Here is a 24755-nt window from a genome sequence, read left to right as displayed (position 1 = left end):
CCACCGCTGTCGTCTTCGGTTTCCTGGGCCTGGCCACCGCGTCAGTATCGGCCACGACCGCAGTCATCGCATCAGAGTTCATGTGCCACTCCTTGATTCGGAGTTACACCGTTGTTCTTACAGTCCCTGGCGAGCTCGTGGCGAGGTGAACGAGCCCCTGGGTGAATGGCTGAAGCATTACAGAGGGGCCTTTCAAGCGATCAATGTGTTTCATGACGCCGCGCGGTCGGATCTTGGCACTCGCGGGTCAGTCAATAGTAGGAATCACCCAGCACGAGACATTCTGATGCCGCCGGCCACCCGTGAACGTCTTGAGGGGGCGTAGCGGAGGTTGCCAGAACTGAGCATTCAACCTCGGGAGGCCTGTGCGCGATGGGTGCCAACTGCGGTGTCACGCAACGGTTTTTGAGGTTGCCACTCTCGACGTTTGGGTAATTCGGTCGATGTTGATGACGCTTGGAACCCGGCTCTGGCCGGTGGGTTTGCGTGTTGGCAGAGTTGGTGGTGTTGGTGATATTCAGGGTTGCTGCGTACGGGCTGCATACCGAGTTGGTTGAGGAGATCTGGATCTTTAATCTGGCTCTGGACTGATGCTCGCTACCGGAAAGTTCACTGCTCCTTCGAGTTTCGGCCTCGGATCGCAGTCAATAGCCAGCACATCAGTGTCAGTACCTGCCAGGCCCTTCGACGTCTACCGGGGTCTCGTCCGAATACGAAGGTCATGGTCAGCATCCAGAACATGAGCATGATCGTTCCCAGAACGACGTACCCGCCGGTGGCGACTCCTGAAAGATCGAACAAGGTAGATCCCCGGATTGTCGGGGGATGGCATCACCGAGCCTGAGATCAATCCGACGCAGGCGTCACCGGCTCGGCCATCCCGATGGTGTGCGGATGGTCGAACCGGGAGCGGTGGAGCAGCGGCACCCGGAACAGGTTTTACCGTATGCGTGCGCGTCTGGTCAGGAACCCATGGCAGGCCGATCATGCTTGCTCCACATGGTTTCGGGTTGGATCGGCCCGAACGCCCAAGCGTTGATCGCAGCGCGGTGGCGAGATTACTCCCGCTGTGTCGATCTGGCCTAAAAGCAAGCCGAAAGGTTCGGACCAGGCGATGCAGGCGACAAGCGGGGCAGCCTACCGGCGCGTCATATAGTGTCGATCTTGATTGACGGATTAGTCGGGGGCGCGAGGGGTGAGGGTTTGAGGGTAGATCCGGAGCGACTACTCGAGGCGTCGCGGTTCGTTGCGGGGAAGGCGCAGGAGCTGCGGGAACGCCTTGACAAGCTCGATGGAACTATTGGTCAGCGGTTGCTTGTCGAAGGGTGGACCGGCAAGGCCGCGAAGGGGTATGACGGGTCCTGGACCGACTGGAAGACCGGTGCGGACTCGATGGTCAGTGCGCTGGATGAATCGTCTACGAAGCTCGCTGAAGCAGCCAATACCTATGTGGCCCAGGACGAGGAGAACCGCGGCGACTTTCTCCGACTGACCTTGCCCGATCCGACGGGACGGGCGTGATGGCCGACGGGGATGACCGGTACCGGGTCGATTTGGATCTGCTCGACGAGGCGATCACGGCAATGACCCAGTTCGGCACTGATGCCGAGACGATGCTTTCCGAAATCGACACTCACATCAACGATCTCCACATGTCGTGGGACAGCGAGGCCGCCAAGGCGCAGCAGCTCGCGCACCAGAAGTGGCTCGATGGTGCCCAAGAGATCCGAGACAACCTGGACGATCTGCGGCGCATTGCGCAACGCGCACATACCAATTACTCCAGCACGGTCGAAACCAACACCCGGATGTGGCCGTAGATGCCACCACCGATCGACGTCGATCCTGACGGCTTCAAGAAGGCTGCCGAGGTCTACGCCACCGTCCACGACACGTGGCTCGTGCCCGCGATCACCAACCTGTGCAATGTGCTGAAGGACTGCGGAGGCTCCGCAGGCTCGGACAATGCCGGACTGAAGTGGTCCAACGATTATGACCCCGTCGCCTACGACACCGTTGACTCGCTGGGTGACCTAGCACTGGCCTGCGGCCAGATGCATGACCTGCTGCAGTACACCGCAGCGAATCACAGCAACGGCAATTCCCAATCGGTTCCGGATGCCAACCCGGATGAATTGGTCTATCCGCCGGGCTCATTGACGATCTACGAGCCACCCGAGCCACCCGCGTTCTTCGGTGGCGACGACCCCGAACCCACGGGCTGGGACTGGATCAAGGGCTATGTCGAGGGCGAGCTCTGGCCGAACGGGCACCCCGACAAGCTACGGGCCGCCGCCAGCGCGTGGCGTCTCATGGAGGCCAAACTACGTCTGGCCGCGCTCCTGCTGCCGAGCGCGCGCACGCATATCGACGCGCAGCAGAGCGAGGAAACACCGCAGGCGCTCGAGCAGGCCGACAACGTCAAGACTCAGTTCGAAACCCTGGCCGGCGTATGTGATGAACTCGCGAAGTCCTGCGATTCCTACGCCGATGCGGTCGAGACCACCAAAAAGGCCATCGTCAACGCGCTGATCCAGCTCGTTGCGATCATCGCAGTGGATCAGGGGTTGGGCTTTCTCGGCGCCGCGCTTACCGGAGGTGGCTCCGAAGTCGCTGCACAGGGCGGAATGGCGCTGGCAATCAGCATGACCGGCGCACGTATCGCGAACTTGATCCGCACCCTGATCGGACTGGCCGAGATCGCAAAGGTTCCGGTCGCCGTCTCACAGGCCATCGCCCGCGGCACCGAGATCCTCATCCCACTGCTCCGCGCCGAACCAGCGCTGGCAGCCGCAGACGGCGCAGTCGCACCGGGACCGTTCACAGCCTGGGCGAAGCTCAGGCGACCGGCCCTGACCCAGGCCACCAAAGACGCCATCGAAAAGCAGGCCAAGAAGTGGGGCCCCAACGGACAACCGCAAGAATTCTATGAAGTCGCCTCCGAACCCGACGTCAAGGTGCCGATCAACAAGTCCTACGCCGACAAGCCATGGGTCACACAGTTACCGAAAGACCCGGCCGGAAAGTACTACATCGACGCCACGAACCAAGCACGGTACCCGGTCAACCCCGAATGGGAATTCGGGCACAACAGCGGGTTCGAGAACCGGAGATTGATCGCCAACGCGCAGGCGCAGGGCTGGAACCAGCAACAACTCACCGACTACGTTAACAACAACCCTCAGCTCTTCCATGTCGAGGATCGATACGGGAACCGTAGTCACAAACGGGAGAAATAGTGATGACCCAGATCGACGAATTCGGCCGTACACCACTGCATTACGCAGCCGCGGACGGCGACCTGACCGCGGTAGAGCGGTTGCTCGGCGCCGAGGACGTCAACCGTGCCGATCATGATGGCTGGACGCCCCTGCACTTCGCGGCCAGCGCCGGCGCCTCTGACGTGGTCGCGTGTCTGCTCGACGCCGGAGCGGACATCCACGCCCTCACCGAGAAGGGCATGCCGGCGATCTATTGGGCAGCGGTCACCAAGCGAGGCAACCCGGTGGAAACGATCCGTGTGCTGCGTGCGCGAGGCGCCGACCCGACCAGAGAAACGATCAAGGGATACTTCGGCGCCAAGAGCCCCATCTTCTACATCCAAGAGCCCGGGACCGACCCCGAAATCCGAGCCGAGTTCGCGGACCTGATCAATGAGTGACGACACCACCGACCTGGACGCCACTCTCACGGAGATACACGCGCGAGCTGCGAAGGTACAGGCAGAACTCACCCGTATCCGCGGCACCGGTACAGCCGCGAACGGAACGATCACCGCCATCGTCGACTCTGGAGGACGGCTGCGCGACCTCAAACTCCCCACGAACGTCGCACGCCTTGGAACCGAGCTCTCGGACCTGATACTTCAGGCAACGGCGGCCGCCGAGGAGGATGCCCAGAATCAAGCCGCCCAAGCCCTCCGGCCACTCACCAGCGATGAACGAGTCCAGAACGGGCTCAACGCAATCCGCAAAGACCTGAAGACATTGAACTCGGCGCCCAAGCCGAGAACTGAGGAAGAATTCCAGGCCGCTGATGACGCCTACTACCAGCGGATGAACCGCAACGGCTGGAACTACTCGTTGTAACGGCCAGCGTCTAGTGTCTCGGTACGTGGACGGTCACCACCCCATCTCCAGTGTGGGCGGTTCGATCTCGGGATACGTCATCTCCATCCGGAGGGTAGGACGCTCACGTTCGACAGTCAGCTCGGCCTACTGCTCGGCTTTCCACTCCACGTAGGCACGAACCGCTGCAAAGGATGCTGCTCGGCCGCGGCCGGCTCCAACTCGGAAATCCTTGCATGCAGACGAGTTGCGACGGTCTGGCCATCGGTTAGCTCTTCAACCACTTCCGCTCGCCGGATGCTGACGAGGGCATCGACGAGCTGCCGCTCGATCTGCGTCTGCTCGGTGCGGAGCGCATCCAACCTGATCCGCTGCGCCTCATCCAAAGTCGTGTACTTCCACAGCCTATCGGCAACCGAAACCAATTCCTGCTCAAGCTCTTCCATGGCATCGCCCCACGTCTGCAACCCTGACGCGACGGTATCCAACCTACCGACCCTGCCAATCTGAATCCTGGATGCCACCAGCCCTTCTTCAATGGCAGGAATCGCCCAGCGCGAGACGTCCTGATGCCTCCGGCCGCCCCTCGAACTCCTTGAGGAGGCGCAGGCCGAGGTCATCGGAATGGCGCGCTCAAGCCCGGGCGGCGGCTGTGTACACGATGGCACCAACCATTTGTCATGCATAGGTTTTGAGGTTGATCTTGCCAACTCTTGATGGATTCGGCCCCAACCAGGTCCAGTGGAACTGCGGCAAGCGGAGGAGTCGGACACGCGAGCCCCCCAGAGAGGGGCATCTGGGCGCTATGCCGGATTGTCGGTAGAGGACAGATCCTTCCCTAATTTTCGTGGCGCACAAGATATTTGCATCATAGGGTGTCTACCTATGGCGGTAGACAAGACGGTCCCACGGGTTCTGAACCCGCTGTGGATCATCTCTCTCTTTCTTGGATTGGCAGAGGTTACCGCTGGTGGGGCGGCAACACTGACATCAGGATGGATTCAATCCATCTTCGCTATCTTTTGTGTTACATTTCCCAGTGGGGTTGCAATTGCATTCTTCATAACTCTCCGAGATCGGCCTCAAGTATTTTATGCCCCAGGAGACTTCTTGAATGAGGGCCCCGATGTCCAGCATTACATCGAAACTATGAGCAAGTCGCTCAATCGTGTTGATATCGAGAAGGTCATCACGGTAGGAATCTCGCGTGGGCTCGAGGAAACGCCCGAACTAGGCGAGGTTTCAAAAATTAAGGTTCTGAATCAGGCGATAGAGTCCGCTAAAGATGAGTACACTCGTCAGCATATCACCGTACGAATTCCATTCGTAGATCGGCAGAATGAGCCAGTAGAGTTGCTATTTCTTGCAGAGTCGCCTGTCAGTGAGGTTCTTGACAACATATACTTCGCACTCCAATCGACGGTCGCGCCTTATACATATGGCGACCAATGGATTCTCCGCAATGTTGAGTCCGGTGAAGTCCTAAAAGATGCTAAAATACAATCGGCCATGGATAACCCCAGTAAATCCTATGATTATCGGCCTCTTTCGGAAGCTGGAATTCCCGGAGGTAGCCATCTTGAGGTGCTGCTGTTTTCGGACGAATCCAGGTAGTGTCCAACCAGATCCAATGGTATTTGACTCCAACGGTTCGACGAGTTCGCCGACATGCTTGGGTGACAGTTCGCGCGGGTGGTGCAGTCAGCACCGTGCTGACCTTTACTGTCTGCCTGTGGACCAGACCTCTGGGCCACTTCGTCCCGAACCACCAAATGGTCCGGTTCGTCCTATATGGGCGATCATGGATGGCACTGAAGGTGGGCCGCTGTCTGTGATTTCGGTATTGTTGATTTGGCTACCAACCGACGTTCTTAGCCGAAGGCAATGGCAAGTCCACGATCAAGAACACCCTGGCCGCTCTCGGATGGTTCATGGACCAGGCCGTGCGTGACGAGGTGATCGACCGCAACAGGGTGGAAGTTCCCGGATGGCAACGTCAGTACGAGCGCCACGAGGATGAGCTGAACAATCCGCGGGCGCTCGCGCTGCCGGACTGGCAGACACTCACGGAACTGGCCGACGCGCTGGTCATCGCATCATCGGATCAGTACGAGGTCTGGGGCGAAGTCGTCATCTACGAAGCCTGCACCGCGGCCCACATCGGTGAAGTGGCTGGCTGCCGCGTGGGGGACATCGACGCCGAAGAATGGATATGGACCTGCGCAGGCAAACGACGGCGGGCCCAGGCGGATTGAAGGACAAAGGTACGAAAGGTAAACGCGCTCGGACCATTCCGATCATCGAGGAGCTTCGTCCCATTGTGGTCGAGGCAATCGCTCGGGCACGAGCGCGTGTTGACGCCGACCCCGCTATGAAGGATGCCGAAGCCGCCACTCGGGTCAAGGCATACCGGAATGCGCGGTTGTTCGTCGGGCCGCGCGGTGGCCGCATCCAGATCACGGTGCTGCGCCGCGCGACTCATTGGGACGAAGTGGTGGCCGCGCTCGGCTACGAGCATCTCCGTCGTCACAGCCTCCGGCACACCGGGCTGACCTGGTCCGCCGACGTCGGCGTGAGCAGTCATCTATTGCAGAAGATCGCGGGCCATGCCGACCCTCGCGTCACCCAGCTCTATCTCCACCCGAACACCGCGGCGTTGCAGCAGGCCGGCAACTTGCTCTCCCTGCACCTCGCAGCGCCTCAACGGCCACCAAATGGCCACCATCTCCGATTGATCAAATAACCAGAAAACCCTCTCCGACCAGGTCGGAGAGGGTTTTCTTACGTCGGGCTGACAGGATTTGAACCTGCGACCACTTGACCCCCAGTCAAGTGCGCTACCAAGCTGCGCCACAGCCCGTTGCATTCGCTCTCGCTTGTGCTCGATGAGATTACCCCAGGACCCCCCTCAACTTCCAAATCGGCTGGTCGTTGGCGTGTGGCGGGGTTTTCGGGTGGGGTGGGACGGCTCAGGGTTGTTCTGGCGCAGGGGGATCCGGGGAGGGGGTGTGCACAGTGGGGCACAGGTCTCACAGCTGACACATAGGTTCGGTACAGCTATGCCCCAGTCAGGTCCCTGACGCTGTAACGATGTCTGTGGTGACCTCGGGAAATGCTCCGATCGAGCGTGCTGTTATGCGGCGTGCCGATGGGAATCCCGTCAGTGTGCTGGTGGTGGATGATGAACCGGCGCTGGCTGAGTTGTTGGCGTTGGCGCTGAGGTATGAGGGGTGGGCGGTCGAGACCTCGGGGGATGGGCGGACGGCTGTGGCCAGGACTCGGGAGTTGCGGCCGGATGTGGTCGTGCTGGATTTGATGTTGCCCGATATGGGTGGGCTCGAGGTGTTGGAGCAGGTGCGGCGGTGGGTGCCGGGGTTACCGGTGCTGTTGCTGACCGCCAAGGATTCGGTGGAGGACCGGATTGCGGGGCTGACCGCGGGCGGGGACGACTATGTCACCAAGCCGTTCAGTATCGAGGAGGTGGTGCTGCGGCTGCGGGCCTTGCTGCGGCGGGCGGGAATCGCCACCGAGGACAGTGATACGCGGCTGGTGGTCGGGGATCTGACCCTCGATGAGGACAGTCATGAAGTCACCCGGGGTGGTGTCGAAATAGCGCTAACCTCAACGGAATTCGAGTTGCTTCGGCTGTTCATGCACAATCCGCGGCGGGTGCTGAGCAAGGGGCAGATCCTCGACCGGGTCTGGAGCTACGACTTCGGTGGGCGCTCCAACATCGTCGAGCTGTACGTCTCGTATCTGCGCAAGAAGATCGACAGTGGTCGCGCGCCCATGATCCACACCCTGCGAGGAGCGGGCTATGTCCTCAAACCTGCCCACTGAGCTCGGCTCGACCGCCGAATCCGAGCCGGTGGTCGAGGTCGAACCGGTCGCCGACGCCACACCGGACGAGGCTCCGCCGACCCGTCGACGCTGGTCGCTGCGGGTGCGGCTACTGGTCGGCCAGGTCGTGCTGCTGGTGATCGTGGTGGCGGGGATCGGGATCGCGACCGAACTCGCGCTGCAACAGTTCCTGGTCCACCAGGTGGACGTGACGCTGGGCGAGACCGCCAAACGGGCCCTCGGCGATTCGGGTGGCGGACCCATTCTCGGCCCCCGCCCGCCGGACCAGCATTCGCCCGGCCCGCCGCCACACGACGAGGATTACGGCCCCGGCCCGGAATTCCTGAATCGCCGCAATATCCAGCCGGATACGGTCGGCGCGCTCGTGGCCGCCGACAAGTCGGTGAGCGCCGCACGGGTCCGCGCCGACGGCACCCAGTCGCTGCTGTCGGAGTCGGCCCGCGAGCGGTTGGCGGCTCTTCCCACCGGAAAGCCTGTGACCCTGGAGATTCCGGGTGAGGGCCACTATCGCGTGGAATCGCTGACCACCTGGTCCGGGCAGACGGTGATCACCGCTCTGCCGCTCGCCTCCGTCGACGCCACGCTCATGCGGGTGTTCCTGATCCTGGTGATCGTCACCGCCAGCGTGTTGGCGATCGCCATCTCGGCGGGCATCTGGGTGGTGCGCCGCGCCCTCGCGCCGCTGGACCGGGTCGCCGCCACCGCCGCCCGGGTCGCCGACCTGCGGCTGGATCGCGGCGAAGTGACTCTGCCCGTGCGGGTTCCGGCCGTCGACGCCGATCCGCGCACCGAGGTCGGCCAGCTCGGCGCGGCCCTCAACCGCATGCTCGATCACATCGCGGGCGCGTTGTCGGCCCGGCACGCCAGCGAGACCCGGGTGCGGCGCTTCCTCGCCGACGCCAGCCACGAACTGCGCACACCGTTGACCGCCATCCGCGGCTACACGGAATTGGCGCAGCGCGAACGTGATTCGGTGCCGGAAGTGGTGGCCTACGCCATGGGCCGGGTCGACTCGGAGTCGCGGCGCATGACCGCGCTGGTCGAGGACATGCTGTTGCTGGCCCGCCTGGATGCCGGGCGAGGACTCGAGCGGACGCCGGTGGATCTGACGAAGCTCACCGTGGACGCGGTCAGCGACGCCCACATCGCCGGTCCGGAGATCAAGTGGCAGTTGGAATTACCGCCCGAACCGATCGTGGTCACCGGCGACCCGGCCCGCCTGCACCAGGTGCTGGCCAACCTGCTCGCCAATGCCCGCACGCACACCGGCCCGGGCACCATCGTCACCACCTCGCTCACCGAGGACGGCACGGGCGGGGCTCGGTGGCGGGTCACCGACAACGGCCCGGGCATTCCCGCCGAGCTGCAGCCGGAGGTGTTCGAACGCTTCGCGCGCGGCGATTCGTCGCGTTCCCGCCGGGCCGGCAGCACCGGGCTCGGGCTCGCCATCGTGGCGGCGGTGGTGAAGGCGCACGGCGGCGACATCAGCGTCGAAAGTGCCGTCGGCCGAACCGAATTCACCGTGCACCTGCCGAGCTGAGCTCGGCAGGTGCATCCGATCAGACCGCGGTCCGGTCGGCGGCAACGGCTGCGGCTGCGCTGCCTGTGCGATAGCTGGGAGTCCGGCATCGCCCCGGTCGGAGCCACCACGACCACTAGGCTGGGCCGCGTGGGACGACAGCCGCAAGACCGTACAGCTCTCCTCGCCGAGCATGGCGCACCCATGCATTTCGTCGCTGACCTGCGCGACGTCGCCACCCCCGACCCGGATGCCCGCCGGATGACCGACCCTGCTCGCGTCGCCGAGCTGGTCGCCGCCGAAACCCGGGACCGCCTGCGCGCGGTCTTCGAGGCCATGCCGGGCGATCCGATCCTCATGCTCTCGGGCGGCGTCGACTCGATCTTCGTGGCGGCGGCCGCCGTCGGGCTGGGCGTCCGCCCCCGCGCGGTCACCGTGACCACCGCCGACGGCACCGACCGCGCGAACGCCGCCGCCGCGGCCGCCGCGCTGGGCCTGGCCCACGACATCGTCGAACTCGACGAGGCGGCCGTGGTCGAACTGGCGCGAGAGTCCCTCGCCCGCCTGGAAGTGGCCGAGCTGTGGGAGGTTTCGTACGCCATCCCGATGCTCGCGATCGTGCCCCTGCTGACCCGCCTCGCCACCCCGGGCCCGATCCTGACCGGCCGCGGCGCGGACGCCCTCTTCGCGGGCGGCAAAACCCTTGCGAGCCCGATCGATTCACCCGAGGCGACCGCGGAACTCGACCATGCCGTCCGCAAGGAATCCGCCCTCGAACTGACCCGCACCCGCCTCGTCCCCGACTTCTACCCGCGCATCCTGGGCGCTCACGCCGACCGCATCGTCCACGTCTTCCAAACCGTCCGCTTCTGGGAACTGGCCGAAACCTTCGCGCCCCCAGCCCTGTTCGGCACCCACGACGACCACCCCATCGACAAGCTTGGCCTCCGAATCGCCTGCGAACAGCTTCTGCCCCCAGCCGCGCGCCCCCTGGCCTGGGCGAAGAAATCCGCCATCCAGCACTCGGCGGGCATCATGGGCGCCCTCTCTGCCGCCGCCCGCGCCGACGCCGCATCCCTGCCCGGCGCCCAGACCTACACCGACCCCCTCACCGAGCCCTTCGAGGCCGTCGCCACCCGCCTCTACCTGGCCCGCCTCGCCGACGCGCACAAGAAATAACCGAGATCAGGGAGCTCAGACTGCGGAGATCAGGACAAAATTCCACGCTGACAGCTCCCTGATCTTGAATGGCCTCAGGGCTGGACGAATTCGATCGTCGCGCCGGGGGCGCCCATGAGCATGTCCCTCCGGGTGTCGACCTCGTGCCGCAGCGCCTCGACGATGGCCGCCACCTCGGGCCGCCGCAGGGTTTCGGGCCGGGCCACGAGCCAATAGGTCAGGCGGACCGAGATTTCGGGCAGGACGCGGACCAGATCGGCGTGGCGGTCGGCCATGAAGCAGGGGAGTAGGCCCAATCCGGCGGCCGCGCGGGTGGCTTCGACATGCACGAAAACGTTGGTGGAGGAGATGGATTCGCGCATTGTGGGGGCGAAGGTGGGGGCCAGATCGAGGTCGTCGACCTGGAGCATGGAGTCGATGAAGTAGACCAGCGGGTGCCCGGTCAGGTCGTCGACGGTCGCGGGGACGGGGTGCTCGGCGAGGTAGCCGTGGGATGCATACAGCGCGAGGGTGTAGTCGCCGAGCGGGATGGCGCGGGCGCGGCGCAATTGCGGTTTGCCCACCACCACTTCGATATCGAAGCCGGAGCGTTGCAGCGAGGCCAGCCGGGTGGCGGTGACGATCTCGACCGACAGCTTCGGATGCCGGCGCTGCACGGCGGCGATGGCCGGGGCGGCGAGGTAGGCGCTGAACCCGTCGGTGGCCGACATGCGGACCACCCCTTCGAGTGTCGGAGTGTCGGAGGTGAGTGAGCGGACCGCGGATTCGATGGCCTCCGCGGCGGTCAGGGCTTCGCGGCCGAGGTCGGTGAGTTCCCAGCCGCCCGCCCCGCGGATCAGCACCCGCCCGCCGAGGGCCTGTTCGAGCGAGGCGATGCGCCGGGAGATGGTGGTGTGGTTGATCCCCAGCTCGTCGGCCGCCGAGACGTAGCGGCCGGTCCGTCCCACGGCCAGCAGCACCAGCAGATCGTCGGGGCTGGGACGGCTTGTGGCAGGGGTCACGCTCATTTCTGCATTCTTGCAGATTGTGGCTGCGGAACTGGTCATTGCTCGGCCGGGCAATGTGCACGAATACTCCTTGGCATCGAAGTTTGTGGGCCGCATCACAGATGAGGGTGGTGTGGCTCTAGCGTGAAGGAGTTACGCGATGAGCGTCCGGGAAACCCAGCCGGAAGCGGGCGGCGGCCTGTCCGGATTACGGCGCGTGGTCGCCGCGTCCATGGCCGGGACCGTGGTCGAATGGTACGAATTCTTCCTCTACGGCACCGCGGCCACGCTGGTGTTCAGCAAGGTGTTCTTCGCCAAGGGCGGCAATGATCTCGACGCCATCCTGGCCGCGTTCATCACCTACGCGGTGGGCTTCGCGGCACGACCGCTGGGCGGCATCGTCTTCGGGCACTACGGCGATAAGCACGGCCGCAAGAAGCTGCTGCAGCTGAGCCTGGTGATGGTCGGCGCGGCCACCTTCCTGATGGGCTGCCTGCCGACCTACGGCCAGGTCGGCTACCTGGCCCCGGTGCTGCTGGTGGTGCTGCGCTTCGTGCAGGGCTTCGCCATCGGCGGCGAGTGGGGCGGCGCGGTATTGCTTGTGGCAGAACACAGTCCGAGCCGCAGCCGCGCGTTCTGGGCGGCGTGGCCGCAGGCTGCGGTGCCGCTGGGCAATATGCTGGCGACGGTCGTGCTGCTGGCGCTGACCTCGTGGCTCTCGGACGCGGCCTTCCTGAGCTGGGGCTGGCGGGTGGCCTTCTGGCTCTCGGCGGTGGTGGTCCTGATCGGCTACTACGTGCGCACCAAGATCACCGACGCGCCGATCTTCGTAGCCGCGCAACAGCTCGCCGAGCAGGAGAAGGCGGCCTCGATCAGCGCGCTCGAGGTGCTCGAGCGGTATCCGCGCGGCGTGCTGGTCGCCATGGGCCTGCGCTTCGGCGAGAACATCATGTACTACCTGGTGGTCACCTTCTCGATCACCTATCTGAAGGTCCACGTCGGGGCCGACACCAAGGTGATCCTGTGGTGGCTGCTGGTCGCGCACGCCGTGCACTTCCTGGTGATCCCGCAGATCGGGCGGCTCTCGGATCGCTTCGGCCGCAAGCCCGTCTACCTGGTGGGCGCGGTCGCGGCGGGTACCTGGGGGTTCTTCGCCTTCCCCATGATGGACAGCAAGAACAACGCGATCATCCTGTCCGCCATCGTGATCGGCCTGATCTTCCACGGCTGCATGTACTCCGCGCAGCCCGCGATCATGGCGGAGATGTTCCCCACCCGGATGCGGTATTCCGGTGTGTCCCTGGGATATCAGGTGACCTCGCTGGTGGCCGGCTCGCTGGCCCCGATCATCGCGGTGCGGCTGCTGGAGGACTACAAGTCCTCGGTGCCGATCGCCTGGTATCTGGCCGGTGCGGCGGCGGTCACGGTGGTGGCGGTGTTGTGCGCCCGTGAGACCAAGGGCGTGGATCTGGAAGCGATCGATCGCGCGGACGCGGAAGGCGTTTCCGTGCAACAGGAATCGAAGGTGAAGGTGGCATGACGGAGACGACCGGACCCCTGCTCGGTGAGCTGGCCGGACGGACGGCGCTGGTGACGGGCGGCGCGAGCGGCATCGGGGCGGCGTGCGCCCGCGAGCTCGCCGCCCGTGGAGCCGAGGTGACCGTGGCCGATATCGACGGCGACGGGGCGGAGAAGGTGGCCGCCGAGTTCGGCGGCCACGTCTGGCAAGTGGATCTGTCCGACGTTGCGGCGCTCGAGGACCTGCGGCTCGGGACCGACATCCTGATCAACAACGCAGGAGTGCAGACCGTCAGCCCGATCACCGAATTCTCGCCCCAGCGGTTCCGCGAGATGCTGGCCCTCATGGTGGAGGCCCCCTTCCTGCTCACCCGCGCGGTGCTGCCGCACATGTACGAGCGGGGGTTCGGCCGGATCATCAATCTCTCGTCGGTGCACGGTCTTCGGGCCTCGGCGTTCAAGGCGGCCTACGTGACCGCCAAGCACGGCCTGGAGGGTCTGTCCAAGGTGACGGCGCTGGAAGGCGCTCCGCACGGGGTGACCAGCAACTGCGTCAACCCCGGTTATGTGCGAACCCGGCTGGTGGACAAGCAGATCGCCGATCAGGCCCTGGCGCACGGCATTCCCGAGCAGGAGGTGGTGGAGCGGATCATGCTGACCGAGAACGCGATCAAGCGCCTCGTCGAGCCCGAGGAGGTGGCCTCGCTGGTGGGCTGGCTGGCCTCCGACGCGGCGCGCATGGTGACCGGGGCGTCCTACACCATGGACGGCGGATGGAGCGCCCGATGATCGAGCTGGCCGAGGCGGCGGGAACGCCGCAGTGGGTGCCGAGCGCGGACGACATGGCGTCGGCGCGGATCACCGAATTCACCCGATACGTGCAGGGGCGCTACGGCATTCAGGCCGCCGACTACATGGACCTGTGGCGATGGTCGGTCGAGGACATCGCCGGGTTCTGGTGGATGGTGTGGGAGTACTTCCAGCTCGGCGACGCACCCGTCGAAGTGCTGGCGTCCAGCGAGATGCCGGGGGCGAAATGGTTTCCCGGCACCCGCCTCAACTACGTCGACCAGGTCATCCGCCATGCCCGCACCGACCGGCCCGCCATCATCGGGCTCAGCGAGGACTGCCCGGCACGTGAGCTGTCGTGGAACGAAATGCTCTCCCGCGCAGCGGTTCTCACCAGTACCCTACGCGGGCTCGGAGTCGGTCCCGGCGACCGGGTGGCGGGCTATCTGCCCAACATCCCCGAAGCCGTCATCGCCTTCCTGGCCACCGCGAGCATCGGAGCGATCTGGAGCGCCTGCGGCCAGGACTACACCGCCGCCGCGGCGCGGGACCGGCTCGGCCAGTTGGCGCCGACCGTGCTCATCACCGCCGACGGCAACCGCTACGGCGGCAAGGAGCACGACAAGACCCGCGAAATCGAGGCTCTGCGAGCCGGTCTGCCCGGGCTGCGCGGGACCGTGCTGGTCTCGAGGCTCGGCCGTACCCTGCCGGACGCCCTCGACTGGAACGAGGCCACCGAGGACGTCCACGCGCCGGAGCCGCCCACCCTCACCCCGGAGGCCGTCGATTTCGAGCATCCGCTCTGGGTGCTCTACTCCTCCGGCACCACCGGCAAGCCCAAGGGCATCGTGCACGGGCACGGCGGCGTCCTGCTCGAACATCTGAAAGCCGTTGCCCTGCAATCCGATATCGGGCCCGACGACACGTTCTTCTGGTACACCAGCCCCAGCTGGATGATGTGGAACTTCCAGGTCTCCGGCCTGCTCGCGGGCGCGACCATCGTCTGTTACGACGGCAACCCCGCCTATCCGGGACCGGATGCGTTGTGGGACTTGGCGGCTCGCACCCGGACCACGGTGCTGGGCGCCAGCCCCGGCTATGTGCTGGCCTGCGAGAAGGCGGGTGCCCGCCCGGCGCGCGACCACGACCTCAGCGCTCTGCGTCAGATCGGCATCACCGGTTCGGCTTTCCCGGCGAGCTCGTCGATCTGGTTGCGCGACAACGTCGGTGACATCCCCGTCTCCTCCATCAGCGGCGGCACCGATGTGGTGTCGGCCTTCATGGGCGGCGTCCGCACCGTCCCCGTCCGGCCCGGTGAGCTCTCGGCCCCGTATCTCGGTGTGGCGCTGGAGGCTTGGGACTCCTCCGGTCATCCCGTCCGCGACGCCGTCGGCGAACTGGTCGTCACCGCGCCGATGCCGTCCATGCCGGTGGCCTTCTGGAACGACCCCGACGGCACCCGCTACCGCGACGCCTACTTCGACATGTACCCCGGCGTCTGGCGGCACGGCGACTGGATAACCCGCACCTCGCACGGCGGCATCACCATTCACGGCCGCTCCGATTCCACCCTCAACCGCAATGGCATCCGCATGGGCAGCGCGGACATCTACCAGATCGTCGACACGTTCCCGGAGATCGCCGAATCCCTGGTCCTGGGCATCGAACAACCCGACGCCGGTTACTGGATGCCCCTGTTCGTCGTGCTCGCCCCCGGCCTGAGTCTCACCGACGAACTCCGGAACCGCATCGCCACCGCCATTCGCACCGAGCTCTCCCCGCGCCACGTCCCCGACGAGATCATCGAGGCCCCGGGCATCCCGCACACCCGCACCGGCAAGAAGCTCGAGGTCCCGCTCAAACGGCTGCTCCAGGGCGCGGATCCGGAACGGGTGGTCGACCGGACGGCGGTCGACGATCCGTCGCTGTTCGACTGGTTCGCGGCGCACCGCCCGCCGGACCTGGGAACGAACTGATTTCGGCGGTTAACGATCGGCTGAGGTGGTACGACATCAGGACAGTGATCCAACTCCGGGTCGCTGTCGGGGTAGCGGTTCTTGTCCGAGGGGAAGACCTATGCGTACCACCACATCCGATCACCGGTCCACGCCGCGGCTCGCGGCGGCATTGCTCGGCGTCGCGCTCTGCGCGGCCGTGATCGGCGGCTGCTCGTCCTCGCCGAGCTCATCCGGACCTTCGACCACCACGACCTCCACCACCGCACCCACCCCGACGGGACCCGGTGGCACGCAGTCGCCCGGGATCTCCATCCCGACACAGCCGCCCACCGTCGAGACCCCGAGCGCCACCGTGCCGGTCACCCCGGTTCCGACCGTGCCGGTCAGCCCGACGATGCCGCCGACCTCCCCGTCGAGCGGGAACCCGCCCTCCGGCACCACTTTCCCCGGCGAGGGCCTCACCGCCCAGCAGGCCGCCGACCTGCAAACCGCCGTCGACAACGGCCATCAGCCCTGGCGTCTGGACCGAGTCCAGGTCGCGAAGACCTTCGCCCAGAGCCGATTCGGATGGACCAACGTCCAAACCAGCACCGGCGCACCGATGGTCGTCTTCGTCACCAACGCCGACGGCAGCAAAGTCGCCCTCCACCTGATCCAGCCCGCCACCAAGGGCGACACCGGCATCTGGGAGGTCGACTCCGGCGTCTGGAGTTGACGGCGTGATTGGATGTCCGCGTGGAGGAGAAGCACTTGGTGTACTGCCGGATCGCGCGGGCGGGGACGGTATTGGTGATCCGGCGTGCGCCCGGAGTGTTCCTGGCCGGGCGGTGGGAGCTGCCGGGCGGCGGGGTCGAGCCCGGGGAACCGCACGAGGAGGCCGCGGTCCGGGAGGTAGGGGAGGAGACCGGGCTGTCCGTCGAGGTGGTCGGGCAGCGGTCGGCGCATTCCTGGATGGATGTGGCGGGGCGCGAAATGCGGATTCACGCAACGGTTTACGACGTCGCAGAGCGCGAAATGCGGACCGTGGCGCTCAACCCCGACGAGCATGACGAGCACCGCTGGGTCACCCCGGAACAAGCGGCCGCACTCGATCTGGCCGACCACTTCCGCGCCGCGCTGTCGAATCAGTAGCCCTTCTGCGCGCTCGTCGGCGGCGTCGAGGGCGGCGTCGACGGGGGAGTGGACGTGCCCTGCCCGACGTCGAGGGTGATCGTCGAATCCACCGCGACCGAGGTTCCGGCGGCCGGGTTCTGGCTGATCACCTGGTCGGCTTTGGCGGCGTCGGTGACCTTGACCGGGTTCTTCTGCAGCGTGCCCTTCCAACCGACCGACTTCAGCTTCGTGGCCGCCGCGTCGTAGGTCAGGCCCACCAGGTTCGGAACGGAAACGGTGGTCGTGGCCGGGCCGGTGGAGACGTACACCGTGACCGTGGACCCGGCGGGATGGTAGGTCCCGGCCGCCGGGTTCAACGCCACGACGGTGCCTTTCGCACGATTGTCGTCGCGCTGCACTTCCTGCACGGCGAACCCGTCCTGCTCCAATTGCGCCTTCGCGGCGGCGCTCTGACTGCCCACCACGTCGGGAATCGCGATGTTCTTCGGCGCGGTCTGCGAGGACTTCACCGGTGTCGTCGCTTCGGTGGTCGGCGCTTCGGTTGTCGTCGTGGTCACCGCGGTGGTCGTGGCGACCGCCACCACCGAACTGGTGCCCGTGGACACCGGCGGATGCCCGTTGTCCATGTGAACCAGGAAGTACACGATCACGGCCAGGGCCGCCGTCAGCATCAGGCCGATGGCCATCCGCAAGCCGGTTCCGCGTTTGCCGGAATCGACCGGCCCCGTGCCGATTCCGGGATCGCGAGGAGTCGTCCGCCCGGGCGGTGCGGTCACGGTCGCGGGTTCGGGTGGCACCGGCACGGTGGGCACGGTCCGGGGCGGCCCGGTGCCCGAACCCGGCGCGGTGCGCGTGGTGGCCATCCGCGGCCCGGTGAGCCGGTCGGTGGTGCGCGCGACCGGCCCGGTCGGCGGACCCGACTGCACCACCTGCGCCGCGCTCCACGCCAGATGCGCGCAACTGTCGAAGCGCCGTTCGGGCTCCTTGGCCATGGCGCGCGCGATGATCTCGTCGAAACCACTGGAAAGCGCCGGATTTCGATGCGACGGCACGGGAACCGGCTCGTACGCGTGCCCGTAGATGATCTGGCCCACGTTCTGCCCGGGATAGGGCGGCTGCCCGGTGAGCATGTGAAACAACGTGCAGCCCAGCGAATACACGTCGGCGCGCGGGTCCACCTCGCCGGGCCGCGTCAGCCGCTCCGGCGCGGCGTACTGGAAGCTCGCCAGAATCTCCCCGCGCTGGGTCAACTGCCGGCTCTCGTCTCGGGCCTTGGCGATCCCGAAGTCGGTCAGCAGCGCCCGCTCCGGCCGCCCGTCGGCCAGCAGAATGTTCGCGGGCTTCACGTCCCGGTGCAGAATCCCGGTCTCGTGTGCGTGATCGAGCGCCGCGGCGGTCTCGGAGATGATTCGCACCGCCCGCGCCGGATGCAGCGGTCCCTCCCGCAGGGCCCGCGCGACATCGCTGCCGTCGACGAAGGTCATCGAGATCCACAGCCGGTCGTCCTCCTCGCCGCGCGCGTAGACGGTCACGATGTTCGGATGCTGCAGCCGCGCAACGGTATCGGCTTCCCGCCGGAACCGGACCCGATGGTCGACGTCCCCGCCGTCGGGCAGGTTCAGCAACTTCAACGCGACGAATCGCGGCAGATCCCTGTCCCGCGCCTGATACACGGCACCCATCCCCCCGGCACCCAGCTTCCGCAGAATCTGGTAACCGGCGAAATACTCGCCCGGCCTGAGCGTGCTGGCCACCGCCACCTCCCCGTCGACTGAATATCGCGGGGAGAGCCGACTCCGAAACGACACGCCGGGCGGCCGGTGAGAACGCCGAAATCGCGTTGTGCCGCATTCATACACTGACGTCGTGTTGAAGTTGATCTTCTTCGTGCCGCTGGTGTGCTGGCTGCTGGTGGCGCACGGCATCCGTGCGCGGATTGTGGTGGGACTGTTGCTGACGGTCGTCGCGGGTCTTCAGGTCCTGGTGACGGGCGGATGGATTCTCGCGGGCGGAACGGTCACCGCAACTGTGGGATTGGCGCTACTGGCGCTGCTCGTGATGTTCTGCGGCTGGATCTTCGATCTTCCCGGTGCGCCGATGAGGAGTGAACCGGTTCGTGCGGTCAGGTCGATCGTCGGAGTAGCCGCGAGTCTCCTGTGGGGCGTGCTCACCCTGCTCGCGGTGCTCCTGGTCGCGGCGCTGTCCGTGATGGGACTGCAGGGCGTTCCCTACCCGTCGGACGATGAGCTGCTTCCCCTGCCCGCCGGACTCGTCATGCTGCGCGAATCCGAGCGGCAATGCGCCGGGAGCAGCGACACCCACTGCGGGCGCATGTATGTGATCGGCGGTTCGGGCACGGTCCGCGACACCGACGTCCCCGACCGCCTCGTCGACCAGTTCCGTGCCCGCGGCTGGTCTCTGGACTACCACGAGGACAAGCAGCAGTGGACGCAATGCCGCTCCACCGGTTGGCCGTTGGACCGTGTCCACACTTGCGTCTGGATCGACCGTCCGAAGCCCGTTGCGGCACAGACGCAATGGGATCGGGGCGCGGCCGCCACCGTGGACATCGAGAACGTGGACCGGATCGGCGGTTGAGCTAGGCGATGTAGGCGATGAGCTCGTCGATGTAGGCGCGGAACAGCGCCGCCATGTCGACGTTGTCGGGATCCACCAGCCACTGCAGCTGCAGCCCGTCCATCATCGCGAAGACCTGCCGGGCGACGGCGGCCGGATCGATCTCGCGGCGAATGCTGCCGTCCGCGATTCCGGCTCGCAGCGCGCCCGCGAGGAACTCCTGCAGATCGCGGTAGCGGTTGAGTGCCCAGTCGTGGGCCGGATGATCGGCGGTGACCGCCTCGCTGGTGAGCACCGTGAACAGCCGGACCAGCCCCGGCACATGCATGTTGTGGTCGACGAGCTGGGCCAGGCGCAGCAACGCGTCCTTGCCGTGCAGCTCCTGGTCGAAGCCGAGCCGGTCGTAGTCGAGCCGGTCGCGGTAATCCAGCACCGCCTCCAGCAGCGCCGCCTTGTTGGGGAAGTAGTGCAGCAGGCCGGGCTGCGACAGTCCGCAGCGGTCGGCGATCTCGGCGATGGAGGTGCTGCGGTAGCCGTTGTCGGCGAAGGCTTTCAGGGCCTCGTCGATGATCTGCTCGCGGCGGTCGTCGCCCCGGCGGCGGCGTCGGGGGTGGGGCGTCATGTGGTGGGACACTAGTCAAGCCGATTGAGCAGGCAAAATCCCACAACAGTCACGAAACGATAACAGTACCTAATGACCACTCGGTAAACTGGAATTCCGCTGGCACACTCGAGCCAGCCGTACAGGGCGGTACGAGGGAAGGATTGCCGATGAGTCAGGCCCAGATCACACCGATCACGCTGCGGGGAGCCGCCGGAAAGCTGGCCGGATGGGAGATCGAACCTCCCGCCGGCGTGCAGTCGCGCGGCACCGTGCTGCTGGTGCCGGGCTTCACCGGTTCCAAGGAAGACTTCGAGGCCATGCTGCCGCTACTGGCCGCCGCCGGGTATCGCGCGCTGGCCTACGACCAGCGCGGGCAGTGGCAGTCCGAGGGGCCGGACGAGGTGTCGGGCTACGCCATGGCCGACTTCATCGGTGACCTGCAGGGCGTGGTGGACCAGATCTCGCCCGACGAGCCGATCCACCTGGTCGGGCATTCCTTCGGCGGGTACGTCGCCCGGATCGCGGTGGTCGAGCGGCCCGGCCGGTTCCGCAGCTTCACCCTGCTCGCCTCCGGCCCGTCCTCGGTCGAGGACATCAACTTCCCGCCGCCGCAGCTGGTCGCGCAGATGGTGGAAGCCGGTGGGCAGGAACTCATCTGGCAGCAGATGAGCAACGCGCTGTTCGAGGCCGGGCAGACGCCGCCGCCGGAGCGCATGGAGTTCCTGCACGAGCGGATCCTGAAGACCAAGAAGGCCAATATCCTCGGCATCTTGAACTGCATGGCCGAGCCGCCGCTCAAAGATCCGGCGGCGCTGCGGGATTCGGGTGTGCCGCTGCTGGTCGCCTACGGCGACACCAATGACCTGTGGGCGCCGTCGGTTCACGAGGAGTTCGCGAAGCAGCTCAACGCGAAGACCGCCGTCTTCCACGGTTCCGGCCATGTGCCCAACGAGGATGTCCCCGACCAGGTTTGCGCCGAGCTCGTCACCTTCTGGAAGGAACAGGCATGACCGACGCCATCGACGACCTACTCGCCAAGCTCGACCTCCCCGCCAAGATCCGCCTGATCTCCGGCGCGAACTTCTTCCGCTTCGCCGGTGCGGACGGCATCGGCCTGGCCGAGATGCCGGTGTCCGACGGGCCTTCGGGCGTGCGCGGCGAACAGTGGGATGAGCGCGACCCCTCGGTCAGCCTGCCCTCCGGCACCGCGCTGGCCGCCACCTGGGATCGCGACCTGCTCACCGAGATCGGCGCGCTCATCGCCGCCGAGGCCCGCCGCAAGGACGTGTACGCCGTCCTCGGGCCCACCATCAACCTGCACCGATCCCCGCTCGGCGGAAGGCATTTCGAATGCTTCTCCGAGGATCCCATGCTGACCGCGGAGATCGCCGACGCCTACGTGCGCGCGGTGCAGGCGCACGGCGTGAGCGCCTGCCCGAAGCACTACGTGGCCAACGACTCCGAGACCGAGCGCTTCACCGCCGACGTGATCGCCGACGAGCGGACCCTGCGCGAGCTGTACCTGTACCCGTTCGAACGGTCCGTCCAGGCGGGCGCGTGGATGATCATGGCCGCCTACAACTCGGTCAACGGGGTCACCATGACCGAGAACCCGCTGCTCGACGAGCCGTTGAAGGGCGAGTGGGGCTTCGACGGCGTGGTGGTCTCGGACTGGACCGCGGTGCGATCCACGGTCGGCGCCGCCAAGGGCAACGACCTGGCCATGCCGGGGCCGTGGGAGCTGTGGGGCGCGCCGCTCGAGGAAGCGGTCCGCCAGGGCGAGGTGCCCGAGGCCGCCATCGACGAAAAGGTCCGGCGCATCCTGCGATTCGCCACCCGCGTCGGTGCGCTGAACGGGTCACCGCAACCGGTCCCGACCTTCACCGACGAGGCTTCGCGACGCGTGGTGCGCGAGGCCGCGGCCAAGGCCATGACGCTGGTAGGCAATGACGGCACCCTGCCCCTGAAGAATCCCGCGAGCGTCGCCCTGCTCGGATCCGCCGCCGCCGAACCGCGTTTCATGGGCGGCGGCAGCGCCACGGTGATCCCCACGCACACGGTCTCCCCGGTCGAGGGCCTGTCCGCGGCGCTGCCGATCGTCCACACGGCGGGTGTGCACCTGAGCGACACCATGATTCCCGTCCCGCTGGACCTGGTCACCGATCCGGAGACCGGCACCGCGGGCCTGTCGCTGCGCTACCTCGACGGCGACACCGTCCTCGACACCGAACACCGCACCGCGGGCAGCCTCATGCTGTTCGGCAATCCGAATGCCATGCGGGCCAAGGCCATCGAGCTGCGCGGGCGGCTGCGCGCCGACGCGGCGGGGGAGTGGCGCATCGGCTTCGCCGGGGTCGGCAGCCTGAGCCTGACCCTCGACGGCGAGCAGGTGCTCGCCGACACCGTGCTGCCCGAGGGCGCCGACCCGGTCGAGATGCTGCTGAATCCGCCGCAGCGCTTCATCACCCGCGAGCTCGCCGAGGGGCAGGAGGTCGAGGTTCTGGTGCGCATGGTGCCCGGCGGCGGATTCCCGGCCATGGGCATCACCTTCGCGGTCGGCCGCCCACGCCGCTCGGCCGACGAGGAGTTCGCGGCGGCGGTCGAACTGGCGCGCACCAGCGAGGTGGCGATCGTGGTGGTCGGCACCACCGAGCAGATCGAATCCGAGGGCTTCGACCGCACCTCGCTCGCGCTGCCCGGCCGCCAGGACGAGCTGGTGGCCGCGGTGGCCGCGGTCAATCCGCGCACCGTCGTGGTGGTGAATTCCGGTTCCCCCGTGGAGATGCCGTGGCGCGACGATGTCGCCGCGGTCCTGCTCACCTGGTTCCCGGGCCAGGAATTCGGCACAGCACTGGCCGATGTGCTCACCGGCGCCGCCGAGCCGGGCGGCCGCCTGCCCACCACCTGGCCCAAGACCATGGCCGACGTCCCGGTGCTGGACACCAAGCCCGCGGGCGACAATGCGCTGCCCTACACCGAGGGCATCCACGTCGGCTACCGGGCGTGGCTGAAATCCGGTGTGGCTCCGGCCTATCCGTTCGGCCACGGACTCGGCTACACCAGCTGGGAGCTGGCCGATCTGACCGTGTCGGGCCGGACCGCCACCGTCACCGTACGCAATACCGGCGACCGTCGCGGCCGCCAGGTCGTGCAGGCGTACCTCTCCCGGGAGAGCAGCGCGGTGGATCGGCCGGTGCGCTGGCTGTCGGGCTTCGCGGTCGTCGAGGCGGAGGCGGGTGAATCCGTCACCGCCACCATCGAATTGCCCGAACGCTCCTTCCAGCATTGGACCGAGCAGGGCTGGGCCATCGAACCGGGTTCGTTCACCGTGCACGTGGGCACCTCGGTGACGGCGCTTCCCCTCACGGCCGACATCGGCTGATTCACCTCGAAGGCAACGAATTCCGGTCGGCGACGGCCGGAATTCGTGTCTATACGGGCGGTGCGCTGACATTCAGTGCCGGAGTTTGTGCCCGGCTGTGTATTCCGTTGCTGACATGACATGATCATGTACTATCTGGCGGCATCGAAAGGGGCTGTACAACAACCCTTTTTGTGCTGGTGTTCATGGTTGGGCGGCAGGGGGTTGTCGGGCAAGTAGTACTAGAGGAACTTCAGCGAAGTTGTCGAAGCGCAGGGGCAGTTCGTCAGCACGGTGAGGGTGTTGACGGCGAGACGACGTCTGACTGCCGTTCGCCCAAAAGGAATCCAGCGTGTCCGAAAATTTCCCGGATCATCCCGCCGCCCTGTCCGCCACTCCCACAGATCTTTCCGTGCTGTTGCGGCCGTCCCCGCCCGGGGCTCCGACCGATGTGGTGAAACTCCACCCGCGCAACGGCTATCTGCTGTGGGCCGATCTCCCGCCGGTACTCGTACTGGGCAGCTCCGGCGGCTCGGGCGCGACCACCACCGCGCTCGGCATCGCCGGCGCCGCCGCCTACGACTACGGTGAGCATTCCCCGATCGTGGTGGACGCCACCACCACCGGCGGTGACCTGGCCGCCCGCGGCTGCGACACCATCGACGCCGCCGGCACCGTCCAGTCCTGGCTCAATATGACCCATCGCAGCCTGCCCTCCACCGTGATCGACAGCTGCGGCGAAAACAGTTCCGGCGTAGGCGTATTGCCCCGCGGCCCCGAAGCCCTGCCCCGCCGCGAAACCTACTCCTCGGTCCACCGCGACCTGACCGAGGCCGGCTGCTTGCCCATCTACGACGGCGGCGGCCCTGTCACCAACCGCATGGTCGCCCCCCTGTTGAGCGATTCCCGCATCTCCCTGATCATCACCCTCGCCGCCCGCCCCGACGCGGTGAACCGCCTCAAACCGGCCCTGATCTGGCTCGACGACAACTACAGCCAGTACCACCTGGCCGAAGCGATCATCGTCGTCACCCGCCAACACCCCAAAGACGGCCCCCTCGTCACCGAACACGTCCGCAAATACCTGGGCGACGTAGTCCGCGCGGTAGCCGAAATCCCCTACGACGCCCACCTCGGCGCCGGCGGCCCCATCAGCTGGCGCCGCCTGGCACCCCCCACCCGAGCCGCCTACCGCCAGCTCGTCAACCTCCTCCGCTGACCCT

Annotated in this window: 24 protein-coding genes and 1 tRNA gene; 20 read left to right on the top strand and 5 right to left on the bottom strand. The window is 66.2% G+C overall.

The genetic code is table 11. From position 1 onward, the window contains the following. Positions 1–1203: 1203 nt before the first annotated feature. Genes GPX89_RS27845 through GPX89_RS27825 form a run of 5 tightly spaced genes read left to right on the top strand, consistent with a single transcriptional unit; the run spans position 1204 to position 4088 of the window. Complete coding sequence (locus GPX89_RS27845; RefSeq protein WP_235948081.1) at positions 1204–1521, top strand: WXG100 family type VII secretion target; 318 nt, start codon at positions 1204–1206, stop codon at positions 1519–1521. Beyond that, on the top strand, positions 1521–1820 hold the full coding sequence (locus GPX89_RS27840; protein WP_157390562.1) for a WXG100 family type VII secretion target: 300 nt from the start codon (positions 1521–1523) through the stop codon (positions 1818–1820). The genes GPX89_RS27845 and GPX89_RS27840 overlap by 1 nt, the downstream gene beginning before the upstream one ends. Further along, positions 1821–3239 (top strand): WXG100-like domain-containing protein, encoded by a 1419-nt coding sequence (locus GPX89_RS27835; protein ID WP_157390561.1) that lies wholly within the window; start codon positions 1821–1823, stop codon positions 3237–3239. 2 nt (positions 3240–3241) lie between these two features. Then, a complete protein-coding gene (locus tag GPX89_RS27830; RefSeq protein WP_157390560.1) occupies positions 3242–3661 on the top strand; it encodes an ankyrin repeat domain-containing protein in 420 nt (139 codons plus the stop codon). After that, entirely contained in the window at positions 3654–4088 is a 435-nt protein-coding gene (locus GPX89_RS27825; protein WP_157390559.1) for a YbaB/EbfC family nucleoid-associated protein, read from the top strand. The genes GPX89_RS27830 and GPX89_RS27825 overlap by 8 nt, the downstream gene beginning before the upstream one ends. A gap of 116 nt (positions 4089–4204) precedes the next feature. On the opposite strand, the gene GPX89_RS27820 is transcribed toward GPX89_RS27825, so the two are convergent. Then, positions 4205–4555 (bottom strand): hypothetical protein, encoded by a 351-nt coding sequence (locus tag GPX89_RS27820; protein WP_157390558.1) that lies wholly within the window; start codon positions 4553–4555, stop codon positions 4205–4207. Between the two features lie 397 nt (positions 4556–4952). On the opposite strand from GPX89_RS27820, the gene GPX89_RS27815 reads away from it, so the two are divergent. The 3 genes from GPX89_RS27815 to GPX89_RS27810 all read left to right on the top strand — a co-directional run bounded on the left by GPX89_RS27815 (position 4953) and on the right by GPX89_RS27810 (position 6810). After that, entirely contained in the window at positions 4953–5681 is a 729-nt protein-coding gene (locus tag GPX89_RS27815) for a hypothetical protein (protein ID WP_157390557.1), read from the top strand. Between the two features lie 317 nt (positions 5682–5998). Then, positions 5999–6322 (top strand): hypothetical protein, encoded by a 324-nt coding sequence (locus tag GPX89_RS44875; protein WP_235948079.1) that lies wholly within the window; start codon positions 5999–6001, stop codon positions 6320–6322. Further along, complete coding sequence (locus GPX89_RS27810; protein ID WP_235948077.1) at positions 6280–6810, top strand: tyrosine-type recombinase/integrase; 531 nt, start codon at positions 6280–6282, stop codon at positions 6808–6810. Before GPX89_RS44875 ends, GPX89_RS27810 begins: the two co-directional genes overlap by 43 nt. Positions 6811–6853: 43 nt before the next feature. Here GPX89_RS27810 and GPX89_RS27805 read toward each other — a convergent pair. Next, positions 6854–6927 (bottom strand) — tRNA-Pro (locus GPX89_RS27805). Positions 6928–7202: 275 nt separating this feature from the next. Between GPX89_RS27805 and GPX89_RS27800 the strand changes: the two genes are divergently transcribed. The 3 genes from GPX89_RS27800 (at position 7203) to GPX89_RS27790 (ending at position 10626) form a co-directional block, all read left to right on the top strand. After that, positions 7203–7907, top strand: a complete 705-nt coding sequence (locus GPX89_RS27800; protein ID WP_157390556.1) for a response regulator transcription factor — start codon at positions 7203–7205, stop codon at positions 7905–7907. Next, entirely contained in the window at positions 7885–9468 is a 1584-nt protein-coding gene (locus GPX89_RS27795; protein ID WP_157390555.1) for a sensor histidine kinase, read from the top strand. The genes GPX89_RS27800 and GPX89_RS27795 overlap by 23 nt, the downstream gene beginning before the upstream one ends. 183 nt (positions 9469–9651) lie before the next feature. Further along, positions 9652–10626, top strand: a complete 975-nt coding sequence (locus tag GPX89_RS27790; RefSeq protein ID WP_157390554.1) for an asparagine synthase-related protein — start codon at positions 9652–9654, stop codon at positions 10624–10626. Between the two features lie 74 nt (positions 10627–10700). On the opposite strand, the gene GPX89_RS27785 is transcribed toward GPX89_RS27790, so the two are convergent. Continuing rightward, entirely contained in the window at positions 10701–11633 is a 933-nt protein-coding gene (locus GPX89_RS27785) for a LysR family transcriptional regulator (protein WP_157390553.1), read from the bottom strand. 139 nt (positions 11634–11772) lie between these two features. On the opposite strand from GPX89_RS27785, the gene GPX89_RS27780 reads away from it, so the two are divergent. The 5 genes from GPX89_RS27780 to GPX89_RS27760 all read left to right on the top strand — a co-directional run bounded on the left by GPX89_RS27780 (position 11773) and on the right by GPX89_RS27760 (position 17008). After that, positions 11773–13152 (top strand): MFS transporter, encoded by a 1380-nt coding sequence (locus GPX89_RS27780; protein WP_157390552.1) that lies wholly within the window; start codon positions 11773–11775, stop codon positions 13150–13152. Beyond that, entirely contained in the window at positions 13149–13919 is a 771-nt protein-coding gene (locus tag GPX89_RS27775; protein ID WP_157390551.1) for a 3-hydroxybutyrate dehydrogenase, read from the top strand. Before GPX89_RS27780 ends, GPX89_RS27775 begins: the two co-directional genes overlap by 4 nt. Continuing rightward, a complete protein-coding gene (locus tag GPX89_RS27770) occupies positions 13916–15895 on the top strand; it encodes an acetoacetate--CoA ligase (protein ID WP_157390550.1) in 1980 nt (659 codons plus the stop codon). Before GPX89_RS27775 ends, GPX89_RS27770 begins: the two co-directional genes overlap by 4 nt. A 100-nt stretch (positions 15896–15995) precedes the next feature. After that, positions 15996–16592, top strand: a complete 597-nt coding sequence (locus GPX89_RS27765) for a hypothetical protein (RefSeq protein WP_157390549.1) — start codon at positions 15996–15998, stop codon at positions 16590–16592. A gap of 20 nt (positions 16593–16612) precedes the next feature. Further along, positions 16613–17008, top strand: a complete 396-nt coding sequence (locus GPX89_RS27760; RefSeq protein ID WP_328602372.1) for an NUDIX hydrolase — start codon at positions 16613–16615, stop codon at positions 17006–17008. Here the strand turns inward: GPX89_RS27760 and GPX89_RS27755 are convergent. Continuing rightward, positions 17002–18744, bottom strand: coding sequence for a protein kinase domain-containing protein (locus GPX89_RS27755; RefSeq protein ID WP_198347621.1), 1743 nt, complete (start codon positions 18742–18744; stop codon positions 17002–17004). The genes GPX89_RS27760 and GPX89_RS27755 overlap by 7 nt on opposite strands. A gap of 112 nt (positions 18745–18856) precedes the next feature. Between GPX89_RS27755 and GPX89_RS27750 the strand changes: the two genes are divergently transcribed. Continuing rightward, positions 18857–19588: a hypothetical protein gene (locus GPX89_RS27750; protein ID WP_157390547.1), complete on the top strand. Its 732-nt coding sequence runs from the start codon at positions 18857–18859 to the stop codon at positions 19586–19588. Between the two features lies 1 nt (position 19589). Here the strand turns inward: GPX89_RS27750 and GPX89_RS27745 are convergent, their stop codons facing one another. Next, the gene (locus GPX89_RS27745) at positions 19590–20189 is read right to left on the bottom strand and encodes a TetR/AcrR family transcriptional regulator (protein ID WP_157390546.1); all 600 of its coding nucleotides are present in this window, start codon (positions 20187–20189) and stop codon (positions 19590–19592) included. Positions 20190–20338: 149 nt separating this feature from the next. Between GPX89_RS27745 and GPX89_RS27740 the strand changes: the two genes are divergently transcribed. The 3 genes from GPX89_RS27740 to GPX89_RS27730 all read left to right on the top strand — a co-directional run bounded on the left by GPX89_RS27740 (position 20339) and on the right by GPX89_RS27730 (position 24751). Beyond that, the gene (locus tag GPX89_RS27740) at positions 20339–21181 is read left to right on the top strand and encodes an alpha/beta fold hydrolase (RefSeq protein ID WP_157390545.1); all 843 of its coding nucleotides are present in this window, start codon (positions 20339–20341) and stop codon (positions 21179–21181) included. Continuing rightward, positions 21178–23553 carry a beta-glucosidase gene (locus tag GPX89_RS27735; protein WP_157390544.1) on the top strand — a complete coding sequence of 792 codons (2376 nt, stop codon included), beginning with the start codon at positions 21178–21180 and terminating at the stop codon, positions 23551–23553. The genes GPX89_RS27740 and GPX89_RS27735 overlap by 4 nt, the downstream gene beginning before the upstream one ends. 331 nt (positions 23554–23884) lie before the next feature. Beyond that, complete coding sequence (locus GPX89_RS27730; protein WP_157390543.1) at positions 23885–24751, top strand: MinD/ParA family ATP-binding protein; 867 nt, start codon at positions 23885–23887, stop codon at positions 24749–24751. Positions 24752–24755: the final 4 nt, after the last annotated feature.

Origin of the sequence: Nocardia terrae, from assembly GCF_009760405.1 — a bacterium.
Taxonomy (GTDB): Bacteria; Actinomycetota; Actinomycetes; order Mycobacteriales; family Mycobacteriaceae; genus Nocardia; species Nocardia terrae.
The sequence above is the reverse complement of the archived record's forward strand: the minus strand, read 5'-3'. Positions and strand labels throughout refer to the sequence as shown.